This is a genomic window from Clostridium celatum (genome assembly GCF_021412605.1).
GTDB classification, from domain to species: domain Bacteria; phylum Bacillota; class Clostridia; order Clostridiales; family Clostridiaceae; genus Clostridium; species Clostridium celatum.
Window position 1 is genome coordinate 81,281 of the sequence record NZ_JAJKGM010000002.1, and the last position, 18,458, is coordinate 99,738.

The 18,458-nt window shown below is 27.4% G+C and carries 16 protein-coding genes, 1 tRNA gene, 1 other RNA gene and 1 other annotated feature; of the genes, 16 read left to right on the forward strand and 2 right to left on the reverse strand.

Going from position 1 to position 18,458, the window contains the following annotated elements:
* The first annotated feature begins 39 nt into the window (after positions 1-39).
* From LPC13_RS01585 to rnpB, 4 genes are all read left to right on the forward strand, one after another.
* Positions 40-732 carry a tRNA (adenine(22)-N(1))-methyltransferase gene (locus LPC13_RS01585; RefSeq protein ID WP_005213847.1) on the forward strand — a complete coding sequence of 231 codons (693 nt, stop codon included), beginning with the start codon at positions 40-42 and terminating at the stop codon, positions 730-732.
* A gap of 10 nt (positions 733-742) precedes the next feature.
* Positions 743-1,528: a Nif3-like dinuclear metal center hexameric protein gene (locus LPC13_RS01590; protein WP_005213846.1), complete on the forward strand. Its 786-nt coding sequence runs from the start codon at positions 743-745 to the stop codon at positions 1,526-1,528.
* 252 nt (positions 1,529-1,780) lie between these two features.
* Positions 1,781-2,005, forward strand: a complete 225-nt coding sequence (locus LPC13_RS01595) for a hypothetical protein (protein WP_040419599.1) — start codon at positions 1,781-1,783, stop codon at positions 2,003-2,005.
* 46 nt (positions 2,006-2,051) lie between these two features.
* Positions 2,052-2,417: RNase P RNA component class A (gene rnpB, locus LPC13_RS01600), an RNA gene on the forward strand.
* A 52-nt stretch (positions 2,418-2,469) separates the two neighbouring features.
* Here rnpB and LPC13_RS01605 read toward each other — a convergent pair.
* The gene (locus LPC13_RS01605; protein WP_051040691.1) at positions 2,470-3,231 is read right to left on the reverse strand and encodes an alpha/beta fold hydrolase; all 762 of its coding nucleotides are present in this window, start codon (positions 3,229-3,231) and stop codon (positions 2,470-2,472) included.
* 243 nt (positions 3,232-3,474) lie between these two features.
* Between LPC13_RS01605 and LPC13_RS01610 the strand changes: the two genes are divergently transcribed.
* On the forward strand, positions 3,475-4,140 hold the full coding sequence (locus LPC13_RS01610; protein WP_005213843.1) for a TVP38/TMEM64 family protein: 666 nt from the start codon (positions 3,475-3,477) through the stop codon (positions 4,138-4,140).
* 111 nt (positions 4,141-4,251) lie between these two features.
* On the opposite strand, the gene LPC13_RS01615 is transcribed toward LPC13_RS01610, so the two are convergent.
* A complete protein-coding gene (locus tag LPC13_RS01615; protein ID WP_195244804.1) occupies positions 4,252-5,802 on the reverse strand; it encodes a ClC family H(+)/Cl(-) exchange transporter in 1,551 nt (516 codons plus the stop codon).
* A 228-nt stretch (positions 5,803-6,030) separates the two neighbouring features.
* On the opposite strand from LPC13_RS01615, the gene LPC13_RS01620 reads away from it, so the two are divergent.
* From LPC13_RS01620 to LPC13_RS01670, 11 genes are all read left to right on the forward strand, one after another.
* Positions 6,031-8,049: a molybdopterin-dependent oxidoreductase gene (locus LPC13_RS01620; RefSeq protein ID WP_234088491.1), complete on the forward strand. Its 2,019-nt coding sequence runs from the start codon at positions 6,031-6,033 to the stop codon at positions 8,047-8,049.
* A 186-nt stretch (positions 8,050-8,235) separates the two neighbouring features.
* A complete protein-coding gene (tpx, locus tag LPC13_RS01625; RefSeq protein WP_005213840.1) occupies positions 8,236-8,721 on the forward strand; it encodes a thiol peroxidase in 486 nt (161 codons plus the stop codon).
* Positions 8,722-8,749: 28 nt separating this feature from the next.
* A complete protein-coding gene (locus LPC13_RS01630; protein ID WP_005213839.1) occupies positions 8,750-9,067 on the forward strand; it encodes a hypothetical protein in 318 nt (105 codons plus the stop codon).
* A gap of 361 nt (positions 9,068-9,428) precedes the next feature.
* A complete protein-coding gene (locus LPC13_RS01635; protein ID WP_040419598.1) occupies positions 9,429-10,538 on the forward strand; it encodes an ABC transporter ATP-binding protein in 1,110 nt (369 codons plus the stop codon).
* Positions 10,539-10,568: 30 nt separating this feature from the next.
* A complete protein-coding gene (locus LPC13_RS17060; RefSeq protein WP_005213837.1) occupies positions 10,569-11,534 on the forward strand; it encodes a PucR family transcriptional regulator in 966 nt (321 codons plus the stop codon).
* A 313-nt stretch (positions 11,535-11,847) separates the two neighbouring features.
* Complete coding sequence (locus LPC13_RS01645; RefSeq protein WP_005213836.1) at positions 11,848-12,864, forward strand: LacI family DNA-binding transcriptional regulator; 1,017 nt, start codon at positions 11,848-11,850, stop codon at positions 12,862-12,864.
* A gap of 32 nt (positions 12,865-12,896) precedes the next feature.
* The gene (gene malQ / locus LPC13_RS01650; protein WP_005213835.1) at positions 12,897-14,393 is read left to right on the forward strand and encodes a 4-alpha-glucanotransferase; all 1,497 of its coding nucleotides are present in this window, start codon (positions 12,897-12,899) and stop codon (positions 14,391-14,393) included.
* Positions 14,394-14,570: 177 nt separating this feature from the next.
* Entirely contained in the window at positions 14,571-15,335 is a 765-nt protein-coding gene (locus LPC13_RS01655) for a potassium channel family protein (protein WP_005213834.1), read from the forward strand.
* Positions 15,336-15,395: 60 nt separating this feature from the next.
* Positions 15,396-15,483, forward strand: a tRNA-Leu gene (locus LPC13_RS01660).
* Between the two features lie 102 nt (positions 15,484-15,585).
* Positions 15,586-16,545, forward strand: coding sequence for a D-2-hydroxyacid dehydrogenase (locus tag LPC13_RS01665; protein ID WP_005213833.1), 960 nt, complete (start codon positions 15,586-15,588; stop codon positions 16,543-16,545).
* A gap of 65 nt (positions 16,546-16,610) precedes the next feature.
* Positions 16,611-16,806, forward strand: a binding site (T-box leader).
* 101 nt (positions 16,807-16,907) lie between these two features.
* On the forward strand, positions 16,908-18,410 hold the full coding sequence (locus LPC13_RS01670) for a 2-isopropylmalate synthase (RefSeq protein WP_040419596.1): 1,503 nt from the start codon (positions 16,908-16,910) through the stop codon (positions 18,408-18,410).
* The last annotated feature ends 48 nt before the right edge of the window (positions 18,411-18,458 follow it).

Sequence of the window (18,458 nt, forward strand, 5' to 3'; positions counted from 1 at the left end):
AGCAAAAGATTAAATAGGATAATATCAGAGGGAGTTAAAATGGAAGTTAGTAAAAGAATAGAATTTATAATTGAAAATTTAGAAAAGGTAAATACACTTGCAGATATAGGGACTGATCATGGGTATGTACCATTAATAGCTTTAGATAGAGATATTTGCAATAAAGCAATTGCATGTGATATTAATAAAGATCCTTTAGATAAAGCAAGATTAAATGCTGTGTTAGAAGGTAGAGGCGATGAATTAGAATTTAGATTAGGAGGGGGATTTGCTCCTTTAAATTTAGGTGAAGCTAATGAAGTTGTAATTGCAGGCATGGGAGGAAATCTTATAAGAGATATATTAGAAGCTGATACTGAAAAAGTTAAAGAAGTAGATTACTTAATTTTAGTTCCTGCACAAAATCCAGAAGTTTTAAGAGAGTATTTGTACAAAAACAACTATGAGATTATAAAAGAAGATCTTTGCTATGATGAAGGAATATATTATGAATTATTTAAGGTAAGAAGTTCGGAAGGACATGCAACAGAATTAGATAGTATATATTATGAAATAAGCCCAGTGTTATTAAGAACTAAGCATCCATTAATGAAAGATTATATACAATTTAAGTTAGATGAATATAATAGAATTTTAGGTTTTATTACAGAAGCTACTGTAAGTGCTAATAAGAGAAGACAAGATATAAAAGAAAAAATAGAGATAATTACATCTATGTTAAATTATTTATAAGGGGATATTTATGAAAAAGGTAAGAGATATTATTAGAGAAATAGAAGCTTTAGCACCTATATTTTTAAAAGAAGATTTTGATAATGTAGGTTTAATGGTTGGAGATAGAGATAAGGAAGTAAAAAAGGTTTTACTTGCATTAGATTGTACTTTAAAGGTTGTAGAAGAGGCTAAAAGAGAAAATGTAGATTTAATAATAACTCATCACCCTTTAATTTTTAGAAAACCTAGTAGTATAACAACAGATACTCTTCAAGGTAAAAAAATTATTGAGTTAATAAAAAATGATATTTCACTTTATTCTAGTCATACTAATTTAGATTCAGCAGAGAATGGTTTAAATTCTACTATTGTATCTATTTTAGGTTTTGGAAATAGCGAAATTCTGGAAGTTAATAAAAGAGATGCTTCGGCAGGGCTTGGTAGAATAGTAAAATTAGATAATGAAGTTTTTTTAGATGAAATAATAAATAAGGTAAAAAATGCATTAGGAATTAATAATTTAAGAGTCGTTAGAGGTAAAGAAAAAGTATCTAAAGTAGCTATAATAAATGGTAGTGGTCAAGACTTTATAGGAAAAGCAGTAAGTCAAGGGGCTGATTTAATAATAACCGGAGATACAACTTACCATTTTGCTTCAGACTATAAGGAAATGGGTATTAATATAATTGATGTTGGACATTTTGCATCAGAACAAATAACTTTTTTTAGCGTTATGAAAAATATTAAAGATAAGATCAAAGATGTTGAATTTATTACCTCTAATGTAGAAGAAGATCCATATAGTTTTGCTTAATTGATAGTTTAATAAGTAATTTATATATAAATAGGGTAGATAAGGAAGTTTTAAAAGAAACTTCCTTATCTATTATTTAATAAATTTCAATTTAAGCATATTTAGCAATGATATGTAAGTAATATAAGATTATACAAAAAAGTATTCGTTTATTAATTTATTTTTAAAATAATTAATTTTAAAAATAAATTAATAATGAAAAAATATTGAGCGCATATATTATTAATGTAAAGAATGTATGGAGTTGAAATAATGTCAAAAAAAACTGATTGGGGAAAGGTTTTTAGAGAAACTGTAAATGATATTATATGTGCTATAAAAAGTCCATCAGCAAAACCTAAGCAACCAACTTGTCCAAATCCAAGGGCTAGAATATGTATATTAGTACTTATGGGAATAACACTTTTATTTTCAGGCATAGGTATTTACAGTTGGATAGTATTAATAATGTTGTTTATAATTTTATTTTTTGTTTAAAAAAACTATTTGTATTGTTAATTAAATTATGTTATTATAAATGCTGTGAGTAGTACATGCAATCGCTGCTAACACTAGATGTTAGGAGAGGAAAGTCGGAGCTCCATAGGGCAGGGTGCTGGTTAACGGCCAGTCAAGGCGACTTGAAGGATAGTGCAACAGAGATATACCGCCAGAAGTTATTTAACTGAGTTAATTTTTATGACTGGTAAGGGTGGAAAGGCGAGGTAAGAGCTCACCAGCATGGTGGTGACATCATGGCTATGTAAACCCCACCTGGAGCAAGACCGAGTAACGGCATTATGGGATTGCCCGTCCCGCCGTGTGGTGTGTCGCTTGAACTTACTGGTAACAGTAAGTCTAGATAGATGATTGCTTAATACAGAACTCCGCTTACGGACTATCTCACAACATGAAAAACACTAGGTTTAAGCCTAGTGTTTTTCTTTTATACTAATAAAGTATCAACTATTCAAAAAGTTTAAAATCCACGGAGAGACTATTTTAGAATTGCTAATTAAATCTTTATGATTTAATTCATCAAATATTTTCATTTCAATATTATAGTCAATAAAATTTGCTTTGTTTTTTAAAAGAGAATTTAATGTAAGGGGATTATCTTTAGTACCTGAATATATAGAAAGCTTACATTTTACATCACTAGGTTCAATGCCTGTCCAATGAGTCCATGCTTTCATTTGTGCTATATTAAGTAATAAGTCAGTTTGCATTAACCAATTAATATCTTCCGAAGATAAATTTTCACCAGCAAATACATGATTATCTTTAATATCTTGATATTTTTCATATTGTTTTATCCAGTTAGGAAGAGACGTTTTAAAAAATAAATCTCCAAAGCTTGTACCAGCACAGATGCATTTTTCTAAATTATTATTATATTTGCAAAGTTGAAGGCCTATAGTTGCACCATAAGAATGTCCAAAATAATTAAATTTAGTAAAACCTAAATGAGTAACTAAATTATTTATATCATTAAGAATATTATCTGATGAGTAAAAGCTAGGTTCGTAAGATTTACTACTTTCACCATTACCTCTAATGTCAAATGGTATTACTGTAAAATGATTTTTTAAAATATCAATCCATCCAGTTTCATTCCAGATTTCCTTAGTATTTCCCATACCATGAGCTAGTAAAAGGGCAGGACCACTTCCAAAAGTATTATAATATATTTTTGCATTATTATTAGAAACAATATAACTCAAAATTTTCACTCCTTTATTAATGTAATATATTTAAAAATAGAATTTAAGTAGTATTCTAAAAGCGGAAAAGATATTATTACTAATAATTATACAATAAAAAGAAAATAATGTAATTAAATGGATAGAAGCAGCTGGTTAATTAATACTTATAATTAATAGAATGTTAATATTATAAGTAAAAAATATTATAATTTTTCATTTATAATAAAAAGTAGACAAAAATTATGAGGTGAACAAAAAATAATGAAAAACAACAAACTTGTATATATAACTTTATCTGTTATTACAATAATAGTATTATTTTTAGCAGTAAATATAATAGGAGATAATATAAAGATAGATTTTAGTATAGACACTTTAAGAAAGTGGATTGATAGAAGTGAGTATTCAAAACTATTCTTTATACTGCTTTGGGGGATAAGATTAATAGCTTTTATTCCAGGTGTAACATTAATGCTATTAGGAGGACTAATATTTGATCCAAGTAAAGCATTTTTATTATCATTAATAGGAATAGTATTAAGTGATACATTAATATTTTTACTTGCAAAGGGAAATTTATTTAAAAGACTTAAAGAGAAAGTTTCAAATAAATATCCAGATTTAGTAAAACTCATAGATAGATATAATTATAAGATATTAGCTATAGGGGTATTATGTCCTATAGCACCAACAGATGTAATAGTATTTTTATCTTCTTATATGGGAATGAGCTTTATAAGATTTGTAATGATATTTATAGGAGCAAATATTCCAGCACTATTTTTATATAGTTATCTAGGTGAAAGCTTTGAGGGATCTATTTTTAATACTATCTTTATAATAGCTACATTATTAATAAGTGGAATTCTTTCAATAAAGCTTTGGAGGGATTTAAAATCCACTCTATCTAATGACTGTAGTAAATAAATATAACTTAAAGTTAAATAAAAAGTATGATATACCCCTTTAGAAATTTTTATAATTTCGTTAGGTTATATCATACTTTTTTTCAAAAATAGTTTTAAAGTAATAACTTTGCTATTCTAGGGTTGTTAAGGAATCCATAAGTTCTCTAACACGCCATTCATCTTTTAAATCTGTCATTGTAAGAATTGTATCACCGGCCTTGATAACAGTATTACCTTTTGGAACAATTGAATGTTCACCACGATTTATTGATACAACAAGTGTATTTTCAGGAAACTCGATAGAACTTAATGTCATTTTTTCAATTTGAGATCCAAAGTGTACTACATTTGTAATAATAATTTTTTTCTTGCTAGTACTGTGATATTCATTGATATCATTTTTAGCTAAAAGATTATCAAGTAAAGAATCATATATAGGTGTGCTTTTTAATAAATCAGCTACTATATAAGCAATTATTGATACAATAGTTAAAGATAATAAATGAGAAAATGATCCTGTCATTTCAGTAATTAGAATTATTCCAGTAATGGGAGCTCTAACTATTGCAGTAAAATATCCAGCCATAGAAAGTATTATAAAATTATTAAAGAATTCAGGACTTATTCCAATATAATTAATAGCTATGTATCCAAATACAGCTCCAAATGTACCGCCAATTATAAGAAGAGGAAAGAATATTCCACCAGGGGCACCAGAACCAAAGCTTATCATAGAAAATAAAAATTTAGCTACTAGCATTAATAAAAGTAAACTTAATGCAGAGTTAAGATTAAGTTCTTCAATAATTGCATGCCCACCACATAGAACTACAGGAAAAAGAAGTCCTAAAATTCCTGCAAGTAAAAAAGGTATCATTAGTTTAATAGAAGTTGAACATTTTAGCTTAGCATAAAAGTTTTGTACTTTTAAAGTAAACCAATTATAAAAAGAACCAAAAACACCTAAGAATAAACCAAGTATTAGTAGTAGCCAATAATTACCTAAAGGCATAGGGTTAGTATTAGCAAAATTAAATACTGGGTCTAATCCAAAAAATTGTTTTGATATAAAATCAGCAGCAACAGCAGAAGTAATTGTTGCAAGTAATACTAGCGGAGAAAAATATTTATAAACTTCTTCAAGTGAAAATAATACTCCAGATAGGGGAGCATTAAAAGCAGCAGCAAGACCAGCAGTGGCACCACTACTCATAAGAAGACGACGTTCCAATCTAGTACTTTTAAATTTTTTGCTTATTATATCACCAGTGCAAGCTCCAAGTTGAACTGAAGGACCTTCTCTACCTAGTGATAAACCACTTATAATAGATATGGTTCCGCCAATAAATTTATTAATAATTATAGAAATAGGTCTATTTTTTAAGTAGCCTCCCATGACACCTTTAACTTGAGGTATACCACTACCGCCAATAAAAGGTTCTTTATCAATAAGTTTTCCAACAATGAAAGCTAAACAAATTAGTACTAAAAACCATATTGGTATAAGATATTTTTTTACCTTAATGAAATCATATATAAAGAATGCAAGATCTTCAGCATAAGATAAAGCAAATCGGTATAAAACAACTATAAATGCAGTTACTATTCCAACTAAAAGACCTTTTAGCACTAATTTTACATGACGTTCTTCAGCATGAGTAATAACGTCGAAATTTTTCATTTTTATCACCTCCAAAAGTAGTATACTTTTATAGTATACATTTTAAATAAAATATAATAAAGTAGATAAATAGAAGAAAATATAGGAAAATATCTATATAAATTTATTTTAAAGAATGCTTTATTCAACTAGGATTAATAATAGAGAAAGAGAAATATTTATAAGTATAATTTTATATTATAGAGACAAAGTTTATTAGCAGTTAATGTAATAAGGGGGGAACTAATTTTGAAAAAATTAAGTCATGGATGTACTTTAGATTGTGCAGATTGTTGTAAATTTAATGTATATGTAGAGAATAATAATATAATAAAAATTGAGGGTGATAAAGATCATCCATATACGAAGGGGTTTATATGTAAAAAAGGTTTAGCTCATTTAGATAGGCTAAAACATAAAAAAAGAATTTTAACACCTTTACTAAAGTCAAATGAAGGGTGGAAAGAAATTTCATTTGAAGAGGCTATAGAAATAATGTCTGAAAAAATGAAATTTTATAAGGAGAATTTTACATCTAATTCTATAATGTATTATGAACAATATGGAAATGGATCTTTGCTTAAAAGCATAGGGGAAATATTTTTCAATTTCTTTGGTGGAGTTAGCTTATCTAAAGGTGGTCCTTGTTGGAGTGCAGGGATTGAAGCACAAAAATTAGATTTTGGAGATTCTAAAAGTCATTCTTTAGAAGATATGATGAATAGCAAAAATATTTTTGTGTGGGGTAAAAATCCAGCAAATACAACAATACATACAATGCAAATGATAAAAAAAGCAAAAAATAATGGAAGTAAAATAATAGTTATAGATCCAATAGAAACTGCTACAGCTAAACTATCAGATAAATATGTAAGAATAAAAGCTAATGGAGATTTAGCATTAGCTTTAGCAATGGGAAAAGTATTAATAGAAGAAAATTTAATTGATGAAAATTATATAAATTTATATGTTAATGGCTTTGAAAATTATAAAAAAAATATACTTTCTTTAGATATACAAGAGTTAAGTTATATATGTGGAATAAGTATTGAAGAAATTAAAGAGCTAGCACAACTATATAGCAATAAATACTCAACTATTTTATTAGGGTTTGGAATGCAAAAATATAGTAACGGCGGAAGTACAGTTAGAGCAATAGATGCATTAGGTGCAATAACAGGGCAAATAGGCTTTAGCGGTGGTGGAGTAAATTATGCGAATAAGGTATATCCTAAAGTTTTAAATACAGATCCATATAATAGTTTTAAATACGCAAATAATAGATATTTTTATACAAATGAAATGAGTTCATTTATAAATGAAGCAATTGAAGGAAAAACATTATATAAAAATAAAATATTTATAAATGATAAATTAGTTATAAATAAATATCAAGAAGATATACAAGAGTTAAATATACCAATAAAAATGGCTGTAATAACTAAGAGTAACCTTTTAAATCAATTGGCAGATTTGAATTCTTTAAAGGCAGCGTTAGCTAAAGTTGAATTCAAAGTATGTTTTGATATGTTTATGACAGATACAGCTAAAGAATGTGATTTATTTATTCCTACAACTAGCACATTAGAAAGTGAAGATTTATTATTTAGTTCTATGATGAATCCTTATTTAGTTTATAATGAAAAATTAGTAGAACCTAAAGAAGAACTTATGGATGAATATTATTTCTTTGGAGAATTAGCTAAAAAATTAGAAATTAAAAATTACCCTCAGGTTTCGAAAAAAGAATATTTAATTCAAGTAATTGAGCCATTAAAAGAATATTATCCTAATATAAGTTTACAGTTTATTAAGGAGAATTATATTACGCTTCATAAAAATATAGCTTGGGAAGAGAAAAAATTTTTGACAAAGAGTGGTAGGTTTGAGTTATTAAATTTGGAAGAAAAACTTAGTAGTAATGAAGAAAATAGTAGAAGAATTAGGCTTTTAACTAATCATGGAAGAGATAGTTTATCTAGTCAGCATTTTATGGATGAAGAGGGAATATCAAAAGCATTTATTAATAGTAAAACAGCAGATAAATTAGAAGTAGTTAACGATGAAACTGTGAAGATAAAATCAAATAATGGATGCATAAAAGTTAAAATTACTATTGATGATTCTATAGGGGATAATATAGTTATGATGTATGTTGGATGGTGGAAAGAGCATGGTAATCCTAACTATATTACTTATAGCGGAATATCAGATATTGGTGGACAAGTAACTTATAATGAAACCTTTGTAGAGATTAATAAGATTTAAAATTAATATTTTAACATAGTTAAATGAATAATCATAATTTAGGTCAATGATAATTGTAAAATATACAAATCATTGACTTTAATTTATAATAAGCAACTTTAATTGATAAATTTACAGCATATAAAATTATAGCTTTAGGGGAAGATAATAAATGAAATAAGTAATTATAAGAGGAGGTGCTTTAAAATGAAAATAACTTTTAATGGTGATCCTATTACTTTAGTAGGTCCTGTACTAAGGGTTGGAGATGATGCACCAGATTTTTTAGTAGTTGATAACACTTTAAAAAATGTAACTTTAAAAGATACTTCAGGAAAAAGAATTTTTGTTGTAGTACCGTCTATAGATACTTCAGTTTGTGATATGGAAGTAAGAAAATTTAATGAAGAAGCTTCTAAACTAAGTGATGTAACTGTATATGTAGTATCAATGGATTTACCATTTGCACAAGTTAGATGGTGTGGTAATGCTGGAATAGATAAAGTTATAACTGTTTCAGATTATAAGCAAAAAAGCTTTGGTAAAAAATATGGAACATTAATAGAGGAGTTCGGTTTTTTAGCAAGAGCAATTTTTGTAGTTGATGAAAATAATAAAATTACTTATGTTGAATATTGTAAGGATGTAATTAATGAACCAGATTATGAAAGTGCCTTAAATGCAGTAAAATAAAACTTTTTATAGAAGGAGACATTTTATTATGAGTATTAAAGAAACAATCAATGAAATGAAAATCCATCATGAAGAAAAAAAAGAAGAAAGACATGAAAGACACGAAGAAAAAAAATTTGCTCATGAAATAAAACATCAAATGAAAGAAGAAGTAAAGACAGAGAGAAAAGAAGAAAAACATCACTTAAAACAAGAAAAAAAGGATTATAAAGAAGAGGAAAAAGAAGCAAAAGAATTTGCAAAAAATTTAGATAAAGGAATAAGAGATTTAGAAAAAGAAGATAGAAAAGAGCAAAAAGAATTTGCTAAAGAATTAAAAAAACAAATGGAAAATGAAGATCATTAAATAGCTAAATTATGAGCTAAAATTAATTTTAAAAAGGTATGATATAACACTAGAGAAATTAAGTATGATTCTATTATTTCTTAAGGTTATATCATACTTTTTATAATTTTAAACGGTATTTGAATTCATATAAATAGATAAATATTTAATATTCAATTTTACAATGGCATTTATTGGTGATGTAATTATAAGTAGTTATATGAAATAAATAAAAAGTAGATTATAAATAAATAATGATGTATAATTTAGATAATATTACAAAAACTAAGTTACATATTTGTGATTATTACATATAGCTGAAAACAGTTTCAGCATGTACAATAATTATATGAAGAAAAGTTAATTTATGGGGGGAAGAAAAATGGCAAAGTTATCATTACAACATATTTATAAAATATATCCAGGAGATGTAACGGCAGTTAAAGATTTTAATTTAGAAATTGAAGATAAGGAATTTATTGTATTCGTTGGACCATCAGGATGTGGTAAATCAACTACATTAAGAATGATTGCAGGCCTTGAAGATATATCTAAAGGAGAATTATATATAGGGGACAAGCTGGTTAACAATGTAGAACCAAAGGAAAGAGATATAGCGATGGTATTCCAAAACTATGCATTATATCCACATATGACTGTTTTTGATAATATGGCGTTTGCTTTAAAATTAAGAAAGGTTCCAAAAGCTGAAATTGAACAAAAGGTTACAGAAGCAGCTAAGATTCTAGATATAGAACATTTATTAAAGAGAAAACCAAAAGCTTTATCAGGAGGTCAAAGACAAAGAGTTGCGTTAGGAAGAGCTATTGTTAGACATCCAAAAGTATTCTTAATGGACGAGCCTTTATCAAACTTAGATGCTAAGTTAAGGGTTCAAATGAGAACTGAGATAATAAAATTATATAGAAAGTTACAAACAACATTTATATATGTAACACATGACCAAGTAGAAGCTATGACAATGGGTACAAGAATAGTTGTTATGAAAAATGGAATTATTCAACAAGTTGATACACCACAAAATATCTATAATTACCCAGCAAATCTTTTCGTAGCAGGATTTATTGGAAGTCCACAAATGAACTTCTTAAATGGTAAAATCGAAAAAGAAGGAAATGATATTGTAGCAATATTTGAAAATAATAGAATTGTATTACCAAAGGAAAATGCAGAAAAACTAGTAAGTGCAGGATACGTTGGAAAAACTGTTACATTAGGTATTAGACCAGAACATTTAAGTGATGATAAAGAACTTATAGCAGCTAATCCAAATAGTATAGTAAAAGGTAATGTTGAAGTTATTGAGCTTATGGGAGCAGAAAGCTATATTTACACTAAATGTGGACAAAGCTCAATGAATATAAGAGTTGAAGGTACAACTAGCTTACAAATAGGAGAAGTTGCTGATCTTTATTTAAGAGCTGAAAGATTACATGTATTTGATAAAGAAACAGAAATGAGAATTGTATAATTAAATAAAATTTTATTAGGAGGGGATATTGTGAAATACATTGAGCAATTAGTAGACGAAATATATATGAGTTCTAATATACCTTTCCAATTAATAATAGATGGAGTAGGGGAATATACTTCAAAGGAATTTAATAATATACAAGAATTCTCGGAAAAAAATTTTAACTATAAAGATACTAAATGCTGCATAAGAGTAAATGCAGCTTTTAGCATTACATTAAACTTATTAGAATTTTGTATAAAAGAAAAATTAAATGAAGTATTTATTAAAAAAAGCAGCATTATTTCACTAATATTAAAAGGACAAGAAGTAGAAAAAGAATTAGTTACAGCAATTTTTCCAGAAATAAATAAAGAATTCAATTTAATTAATATATATATAGAAAAATACAATGAAGAAATTCTTTTTTGTATAGAAGAAAGTTATGCTGAAAGTAATATAGAAGTTGTATTATATAATAAAAATATACTGCTTATTGGTGATTTTGAAGATGTATTGGATCATGCAATAAGTATAAGAGAAACTATTGTTAATAGTGTTTCGGGAAAATGCTATATAAGTTACTGTAATGTAGAAAATTATTTATCTTTAAAAAGGGCATATGAAACATCTGAAAATAAATTAAAGTTAGCTATTAAGTATAAAGTTAATGAAAATATATTTGATGAAAAAAAATTAATTTTGGAAAGTATTATTGATTCGGTGTCAGAGGATAAAAAGAATCATATATATAACGCATTCAATGAGGGAATATCAAAATTAGATAATGAAATGATAAAAACTATAGATGTATTTTTTAAATGTGGATTAAATTTAAGTGATGCAGCAAAAGAACTATATATTCACAGAAATACATTAATATATAGATTAGATAAAATACAACGATATATATCATATGATATAAGAGATTTTAATAATGCTATATTAGTAAAAATTCTTTTCTTTATATGGACAGAAAAGAATAATTTTTACTTGAAAATGTTTTCAGAATAAGGTATAATAATAATGGAAACGATACCAACACACTTAAGTTTTATAACAAAGTTAATGTAAAACTAACATGAAGCTACCAAAGCCTTTTTAGTACTTAGGCTTTGGTAGTAAATTTTTATATAGAATTAAATTAAATATACTTTAATGTATAAAAATATATTGATATTAAATAATGTTGAAAAAAATTCCAAATAAGAGTAAAATATAATTGGAATCGATACCGTATAACAATCTTAATATGCTTAAAAATATTTTATTTACATTTATTAAAGGAGACAATACCTAAAAACTGCAGTAAGAGAGGAAATGTTTTATGAATATAAGAGATATTGCAAAAATGTCAGGAGTAGGGGTTAGTACTGTATCTAGAGTGCTAAATAACCATCCAGATGTTAAGGAAAGTACTAGAGAAAGAGTTTTAAGTATAATAAGAGAAAGTAATTATGTACCTAATAATAGTGCAAGAATTCTTAAACAAAATAATACTAAAAATATAGGAGTACTTGTGAAAGGGGTTTTTAATCCATTTTTCTCGGAGCTTATAAATGTTATTGGAAGCAAAATTAATGAATCCAAGTATACAATGATATTACAACAAAATGATTATGTATTAGAACATGAAGTTGAAAATATTATATCTTTTGTTAAAGAAAAAAGATTACAAGGAATTATATGTTTAGGTGGAAATTTCACTGATTTAGATGAAGAAAGCTTCAAAAATCTTGATGTGCCAGTAGTATTAACATCTGTTAATACTATTTCACCACTAGGTAGAAATAGGTATTCAACTGTAGGGATAAATAATTTGCAATCGTCATATGATGCTACTGAATATTTAATAAAAAAGGGTCATAAGAATATTGCATTCATGATAGGGGAAGAAAATGATTTTTGCGTAAGTTGGTGGAGATACAAGGGATATATAAAGGCATTAAAAGATAATGGAATTGAATTAAATGATAATAATTTACTTGTAGGAGATTATGATACAAATAAAGCGTATGAAGTAACAATAAATTTCTTGAAAGAACGTAAGGATATTACGGCTATATTTGCAATTTCAGACTTTATGGCAATTGGAGTAGCAAAGGCAGTAATAGATAGTGGTTTAGTAGTTGGAAGAGATATATCTATAATAGGTTTTGATGGTATGGATGTAAGTTGTTTTTATAATCCTGGTATAACTACTATAAAACAGCCTAAGGAAGAAATGGCAATAAAGAGCGTAGAAATTTTATTTGATTTACTTAAAGGAACAGGGGAAAACAAGCACATTTTATTAGATACAGAATTAATAGAACGAGAATCATGTGCAGATTTATATAAGTAAATTATGGTTGAAATAAAAGGGAGTGGGGAAATATGGATAGAAGTGCAGGAGTTATCATGCATATTGCATCTTTGCCAGGAAAATTTGGTATTGGGACTTTTGGAAGGGAAGCATATGATTATGTAAAATTTTTGTTTAAAGCGGGTTTAAAATACTGGCAGATTCTACCTTTAGGACAAACTGGATATGGAGATTCACCTTATCAATCATTTTCAGCTTTTGCTGGAAATCCATATTTTATTGATTTTGATATACTTAAAAAAGAAGGTTTGTTAAAGGAAGAAGAATATTTAAATGAAGAGTATGGGGAAAATGAAGAGTATATTGATTATGGATTATTATTTAAAGTGAAATATAAGGTTTTACGAAGGGCATATAATAATTTTAAAAATATGAATGATATTGCTTTAAAAGAAAGCATGAATAATTTTAAAGAGGATAATAAATTTTGGTTAGATGACTATGCTCTTTATATGGCTATTAAGGAAGAGTTTAATCTTAAGAGTTGGCAGGAATGGGATGACGATATAAAGAAAAGAGAAAGTTCTGCTATGAATAAATATAAAAATAAATTAGTAGATGAGATTGAATTTTGGTCATTTGTACAATTTTTATTTTTTAAGCAATGGAATGAACTTAAAAAATATGCTAATTCAAAGGGAATAAAGATAATTGGTGATATTCCAATTTATGTAGCAGAGGATAGTGCAGATGTTTGGAGCAATCCTGAGGCATATTTAATTTATACTGAAACATTAAAACCTATAGTTGTAGCTGGATGTCCACCAGATGCATTTTCTGATACTGGGCAATTGTGGGGAAATCCAATTTATGATTGGAACTATATGGAGAAAAATAGATACAAATGGTGGGTAAAAAGAGTTGAAGAAAGTTTAAAACTTTATGATGTAGTTAGAATTGATCATTTTAGAGGTCTTGAAAGTTTCTGGGAAATACCTTATGGTGACAAAACTGCAGTAAATGGACAATGGATCAAAGGTCCAGGTATTAAACTATTTGATGCTATAAAGAAGGAATTAGGAGAAGTTAATATAATTGCTGAAGATTTAGGATTTTTGACAAATGAAGTTATAGAATTCTTAAGACAAACCAAATTTCCAGGTATGAAAGTATTACAATTTGCTTTTGATGCAAGAGAAGAAAGCAATTATTTACCTCATACGTATATAAGAAATTGTATAGTGTATACAGGTACTCATGATAATGATACTTTTAGAGGATGGTTTGAATTAACAGGAAATAAAGAAGATGTTGAATACTCTAAAGAATATCTAGCACTTTCTGAAGAAGAAGGGTATAATTGGGGATTTATTAGAGGTGCATGGAGTAGTGTAGCTAATTTATCTATGGCTTTAATGCAAGATTTTTTAAATCTTGGGGGAGAAAGTAGAATTAATACGCCATCAACACTTGGTCATAATTGGACATGGAGAGTTAGAGGTGGTAGCTATACAGATGAATTAGCTAATAAAATATACAAATATACAAAAATGTATGGAAGATGTTAATAAGTTTTTTACCACAATAAAAAATTAACTATAAACACTTTGAAATTTTAAAGAATAGTAATTACTAAAGATTACTATTCTTTAATTTTATTAAAATAAATTTTAACTTACATAATTTATTTTTTGGTTACATAAATATAAATATAGTAATTAGAAGTGTAAGAGGGTTAAAAATATATGAATAGAAAGAGTGTATATGATTTTTTTATTGGATTATTAGCACTAATGCTTTCATTAATGTTAATAATAGAAATATTTATTGATATTCCAGGGGAAGTTAGATGGGCCTTTTATTATATTGATAATATAGTAAGGCTTATTTTTATTGGAGATTATTTTGTAAGACTTGCCATTAGCAAAGAGAAACTAAAATTCTTAAAGAAAAACATTATAGATTTATTATCGATATTTTCATTAAGGTTATATATAAGAGTAGTTAATATTACTATGTTACCTAGTATTATCAGAGGACCAATAATAGTAAAAATATTAAAATGTATTATGTTAATAATTTGTATTATTAAATTTAAAATAAAAGTTAAAGATGAAATACACAAAAGTAGATTAAATTTTTTATTAGTAGTATCAACAATTTTTATAGTTATTGGAGCAGTAGCTATATCACTTGTTGAAGGAATTTCGATTGGAGATGCACTATGGTGGAGTTTTGTTACATTTACAACTGTAGGGTATGGAGATGTTCTATTAAAAACTAATTTAGGAAGAAGTATTGGTATTTTATTAATGGTTATAGGAATAGGGGTTATAGGTGTTATAACAACAACTTTAACTTTATATCTACTTGGTGAAAAAAAGAAAAAAACAACTACATATAAAGAAAAGATTATAAACGAAGTAAAGGAAATGCTAGATAATTTTGAAGATTTGAGTAGTGAGGATATAGATAATATAGCAAAGATATTAAAGTCACTGAAGAAATAGAAGTAAGACTTGAATTTGAAATGTTAATAAATTACAATTAATATATAGATTAAAATTTTTGCAGATATGCTGGAATAGGCAGACGGGATAGATTGAGGGTCTATTGAGGAATATCTTCGTGTGGGTTCAAGTCCCACTATCTGCACCAAGAATTAAGTAAATGAGAATTGTTTCAATGATATTTTTGAGATAATTCTCTTTTTTTATTAATTTATAATATAATAGGTATATAATAAGGGAGGATAGAATAATGAAAAAAATAGTAATACTTGATGGAAAAGCATTAGGCGATGTTGAATTAGAAAAATTAAAAGAAATAGGTGAAGTTTTTTATTATGATACAACATTAGAAAATGAAGTAAGTGATAGAATAAAAGATGCAAATATAGTTTTAACTAATAAAGTGGTTTTAAATAGAGAAAATCTTATAGAGGCTAAAAATTTAGAGTTTATTGCAGAAGTAGCTACAGGATTTAATAATATAGATATAGACTATGCTAAAGAAAGAGGAATAGCTGTTGCAAATGTTGCAGGATATTCAACTACTGCAGTGGTACAACATACTCTTGCTACTGCATTAGCTTTATTTGACGAAGTATTATTTTATGATAATTTTGTTAAATCAGGACAGTATTCAGCATCAGGATTATTTACTTGTCTTGATAAACCATACTATGAAATCGAAGGAAAGATATGGGGGATAATTGGACTTGGAAATATAGGAAGAAGAGTTGCCAAAATTGCAGAAGCCTTTGGAGCTAAGGTTATATATTATTCTACATCTGGAAAAAATTCCAGTGAAGAATTTGAACGAGTTTCATTAGATGAGCTGTTAAAACAAAGTGATGTAATTTCAATACATGCGCCATTGAATAATAATACATTAGGATTAATCAATTATGAAGCATTATGCAAAATGAAAAAATCAGCAATACTGATAAATATGGGTAGAGGACCTATAGTGGTAGAAAAAGATTTAGCTAAAGCTATTGATGAAGAAGAAATAAGAGGGGCAGCTTTAGATGTTTTCGAAATAGAGCCAATTAAGGAGGATAATGAACTGTTAAATATCAAAAATAAGGATAGATTAATATTATCTCCTCATATAGCATGGGCTAGTGTTGAGTCTAGGGATAGATTATTTAAGGAAGTAGTGGAAAATATAAAAGCATTTTATAGAGGAGAAGTAAGAAATAGAGTAGATAAATAGAAAAATAATAAAACTCACGTCTGTTGACAAAAATATTCTTATATAGTAATATTATTAAAAAGAATAAAAAGGCAAGGATTGAGAGTAGTAGAAAGTAATTAATTTTTCAGAGAGTAGACGGTTGCTGAAAGTCTATAAATTAGTATTTTTGAACTCGCTCATGAGCAATAAAGGTGAAAATTATAGTAACTTTTATCGGGTAAAAACCGTTATTTTAATTAAGTATAATTTTGGATGGTACCGCGCAAACACGCTCCAATACTGGAGAGTTTGCGCGATTTTTTTATTAATAAAAAATTTATCAGTAGAGTTTAAATTTAATTACTAACTAAAAACTACTAATTAATAACAGGGGGCTTTTAATTATGAAAAAGATTTATATTTTCGACACAACATTAAGAGATGGGGAACAAACTCCGGGAGTAGCATTAAATCCACAAGAAAAATTAGAAATAGCAAAACAATTAGAAGCAATGGGGGTAGATGTAATAGAAGCTGGCTTCCCAATATCATCCAATGGTGATTTTGAAGGTGTTAAGTTAATTGCAAAAAATATTAAAAATTCAACGGTAAATGCTTTAGCTAGAGCTAACAAATCAGATATAGATAGGGCATATGAAGCAATTAAATATGCTCCTAAAAAAAGAATACACACATTTTTAGCTACATCTGATGTTCATATGAAATATAAATTAAAAATGAGTGAAGAAGAAGTGCTAAAAAGGGCAACAGAAATGGTATCATATGCTAAAACACTAGTTGATGATGTAGAGTTTTCACCAGAAGATGGGTCAAGAACAAGAAGAGAATTTCTATATAAAGTTTTAGAAAATGTTATTGATGCTGGTGCAACTGTAGTTAATATTCCTGATACAGTAGGGTATTCAACTCCAAATGAGTTTGGAAAATTAATAAAAGACATAAAAGAAAATGTACCTAATATAAGTAAGGCAAAAATAAGTGTACATTGTCATAATGATTTAGGATTAGCAGTTGCAAATTCATTAGCTGCTATTGAAAATGGGGCAGAACAAGTAGAGTGTGCAGTTAATGGATTAGGAGAAAGAGCAGGCAATGCAGCTCTTGAGGAGATTGTAATGGCTCTTAGAACAAGAAAGGATATATATAAGTGTGATACAGGGATATCTACAGAAAGAATTTATAGAGTTTCAAGTATTGTTGCACATTTATCAGGGATATCAGTACAACCTAATAAGGCAATAGTAGGAGCAAATGCTTTTGCACATGAATCAGGAATACACCAAGATGGAGTGCTAAAAAATAGAGAAACTTATGAGATAATGACGCCGGAATCGGTAGGATTTAAAACTAATAATATGGTCTTAGGAAAACACTCAGGTAGACATGCGTTTGAAGATAGGATAATAGAGCTAGGATATAATTTAACTAAGGAACAATTAAATGAAGGTTTTAAAAAGTTTAAGGATTTAGCTGATAGAAAGAAGGAAATTTCTGATAAGGATATAGAAGCAATAATAAACCAAGGAGTAGTTTCAATTGAAGATTATTATAAGGTTGAAGTATTTAATGTTTCTACAGCTAAAAACATATCAGCAACAGCTACAGTAAAAATACTTTACAACGACATTGAAAAAGTAGAAGCAGCTTGTGGTGATGGACCAGTAAGTGCCCTTTATAAGGCCATAGAAAGGTCAATTGATATTAGTCCAGTATTAGAGGATTATTCTATACAAGCTATAACATCAGGTTCAGATGCGCTTGGTGAAGTTAAAGTTAAGTTATCCTTAGATGGTAAAAAAGTATTAGGTATGGGAATAAGTACAGATGTAATAGAGGCAAGTTTAATGGCATATATGAATGCATTAAATAAATTAAGAAATTAAAAAGATAAAAATGCTTGATTTTTTTTGAAAAGCTATATTATAATACCA

Coding starts and splice junctions, on each gene's coding strand:
- LPC13_RS01585 (WP_005213847.1), top strand. CDS start 40: ATGGAAGTTAGTAAAAGAATAGAATTTATAATTGAAAATTTAGAAAAG.
- LPC13_RS01590 (WP_005213846.1), top strand. CDS start 743: ATGAAAAAGGTAAGAGATATTATTAGAGAAATAGAAGCTTTAGCACCT.
- LPC13_RS01595 (WP_040419599.1), top strand. CDS start 1,781: ATGTCAAAAAAAACTGATTGGGGAAAGGTTTTTAGAGAAACTGTAAAT.
- LPC13_RS01610 (WP_005213843.1), top strand. CDS start 3,475: ATGAAAAACAACAAACTTGTATATATAACTTTATCTGTTATTACAATA.
- LPC13_RS01615 (WP_195244804.1), bottom strand. CDS start 5,802: ATGAAAAATTTCGACGTTATTACTCATGCTGAAGAACGTCATGTAAAA.
- tpx (WP_005213840.1), top strand. CDS start 8,236: ATGAAAATAACTTTTAATGGTGATCCTATTACTTTAGTAGGTCCTGTA.
- LPC13_RS01630 (WP_005213839.1), top strand. CDS start 8,750: ATGAGTATTAAAGAAACAATCAATGAAATGAAAATCCATCATGAAGAA.
- LPC13_RS01635 (WP_040419598.1), top strand. CDS start 9,429: ATGGCAAAGTTATCATTACAACATATTTATAAAATATATCCAGGAGAT.
- LPC13_RS01645 (WP_005213836.1), top strand. CDS start 11,848: ATGAATATAAGAGATATTGCAAAAATGTCAGGAGTAGGGGTTAGTACT.
- malQ (WP_005213835.1), top strand. CDS start 12,897: ATGGATAGAAGTGCAGGAGTTATCATGCATATTGCATCTTTGCCAGGA.
- LPC13_RS01655 (WP_005213834.1), top strand. CDS start 14,571: ATGAATAGAAAGAGTGTATATGATTTTTTTATTGGATTATTAGCACTA.
- LPC13_RS01665 (WP_005213833.1), top strand. CDS start 15,586: ATGAAAAAAATAGTAATACTTGATGGAAAAGCATTAGGCGATGTTGAA.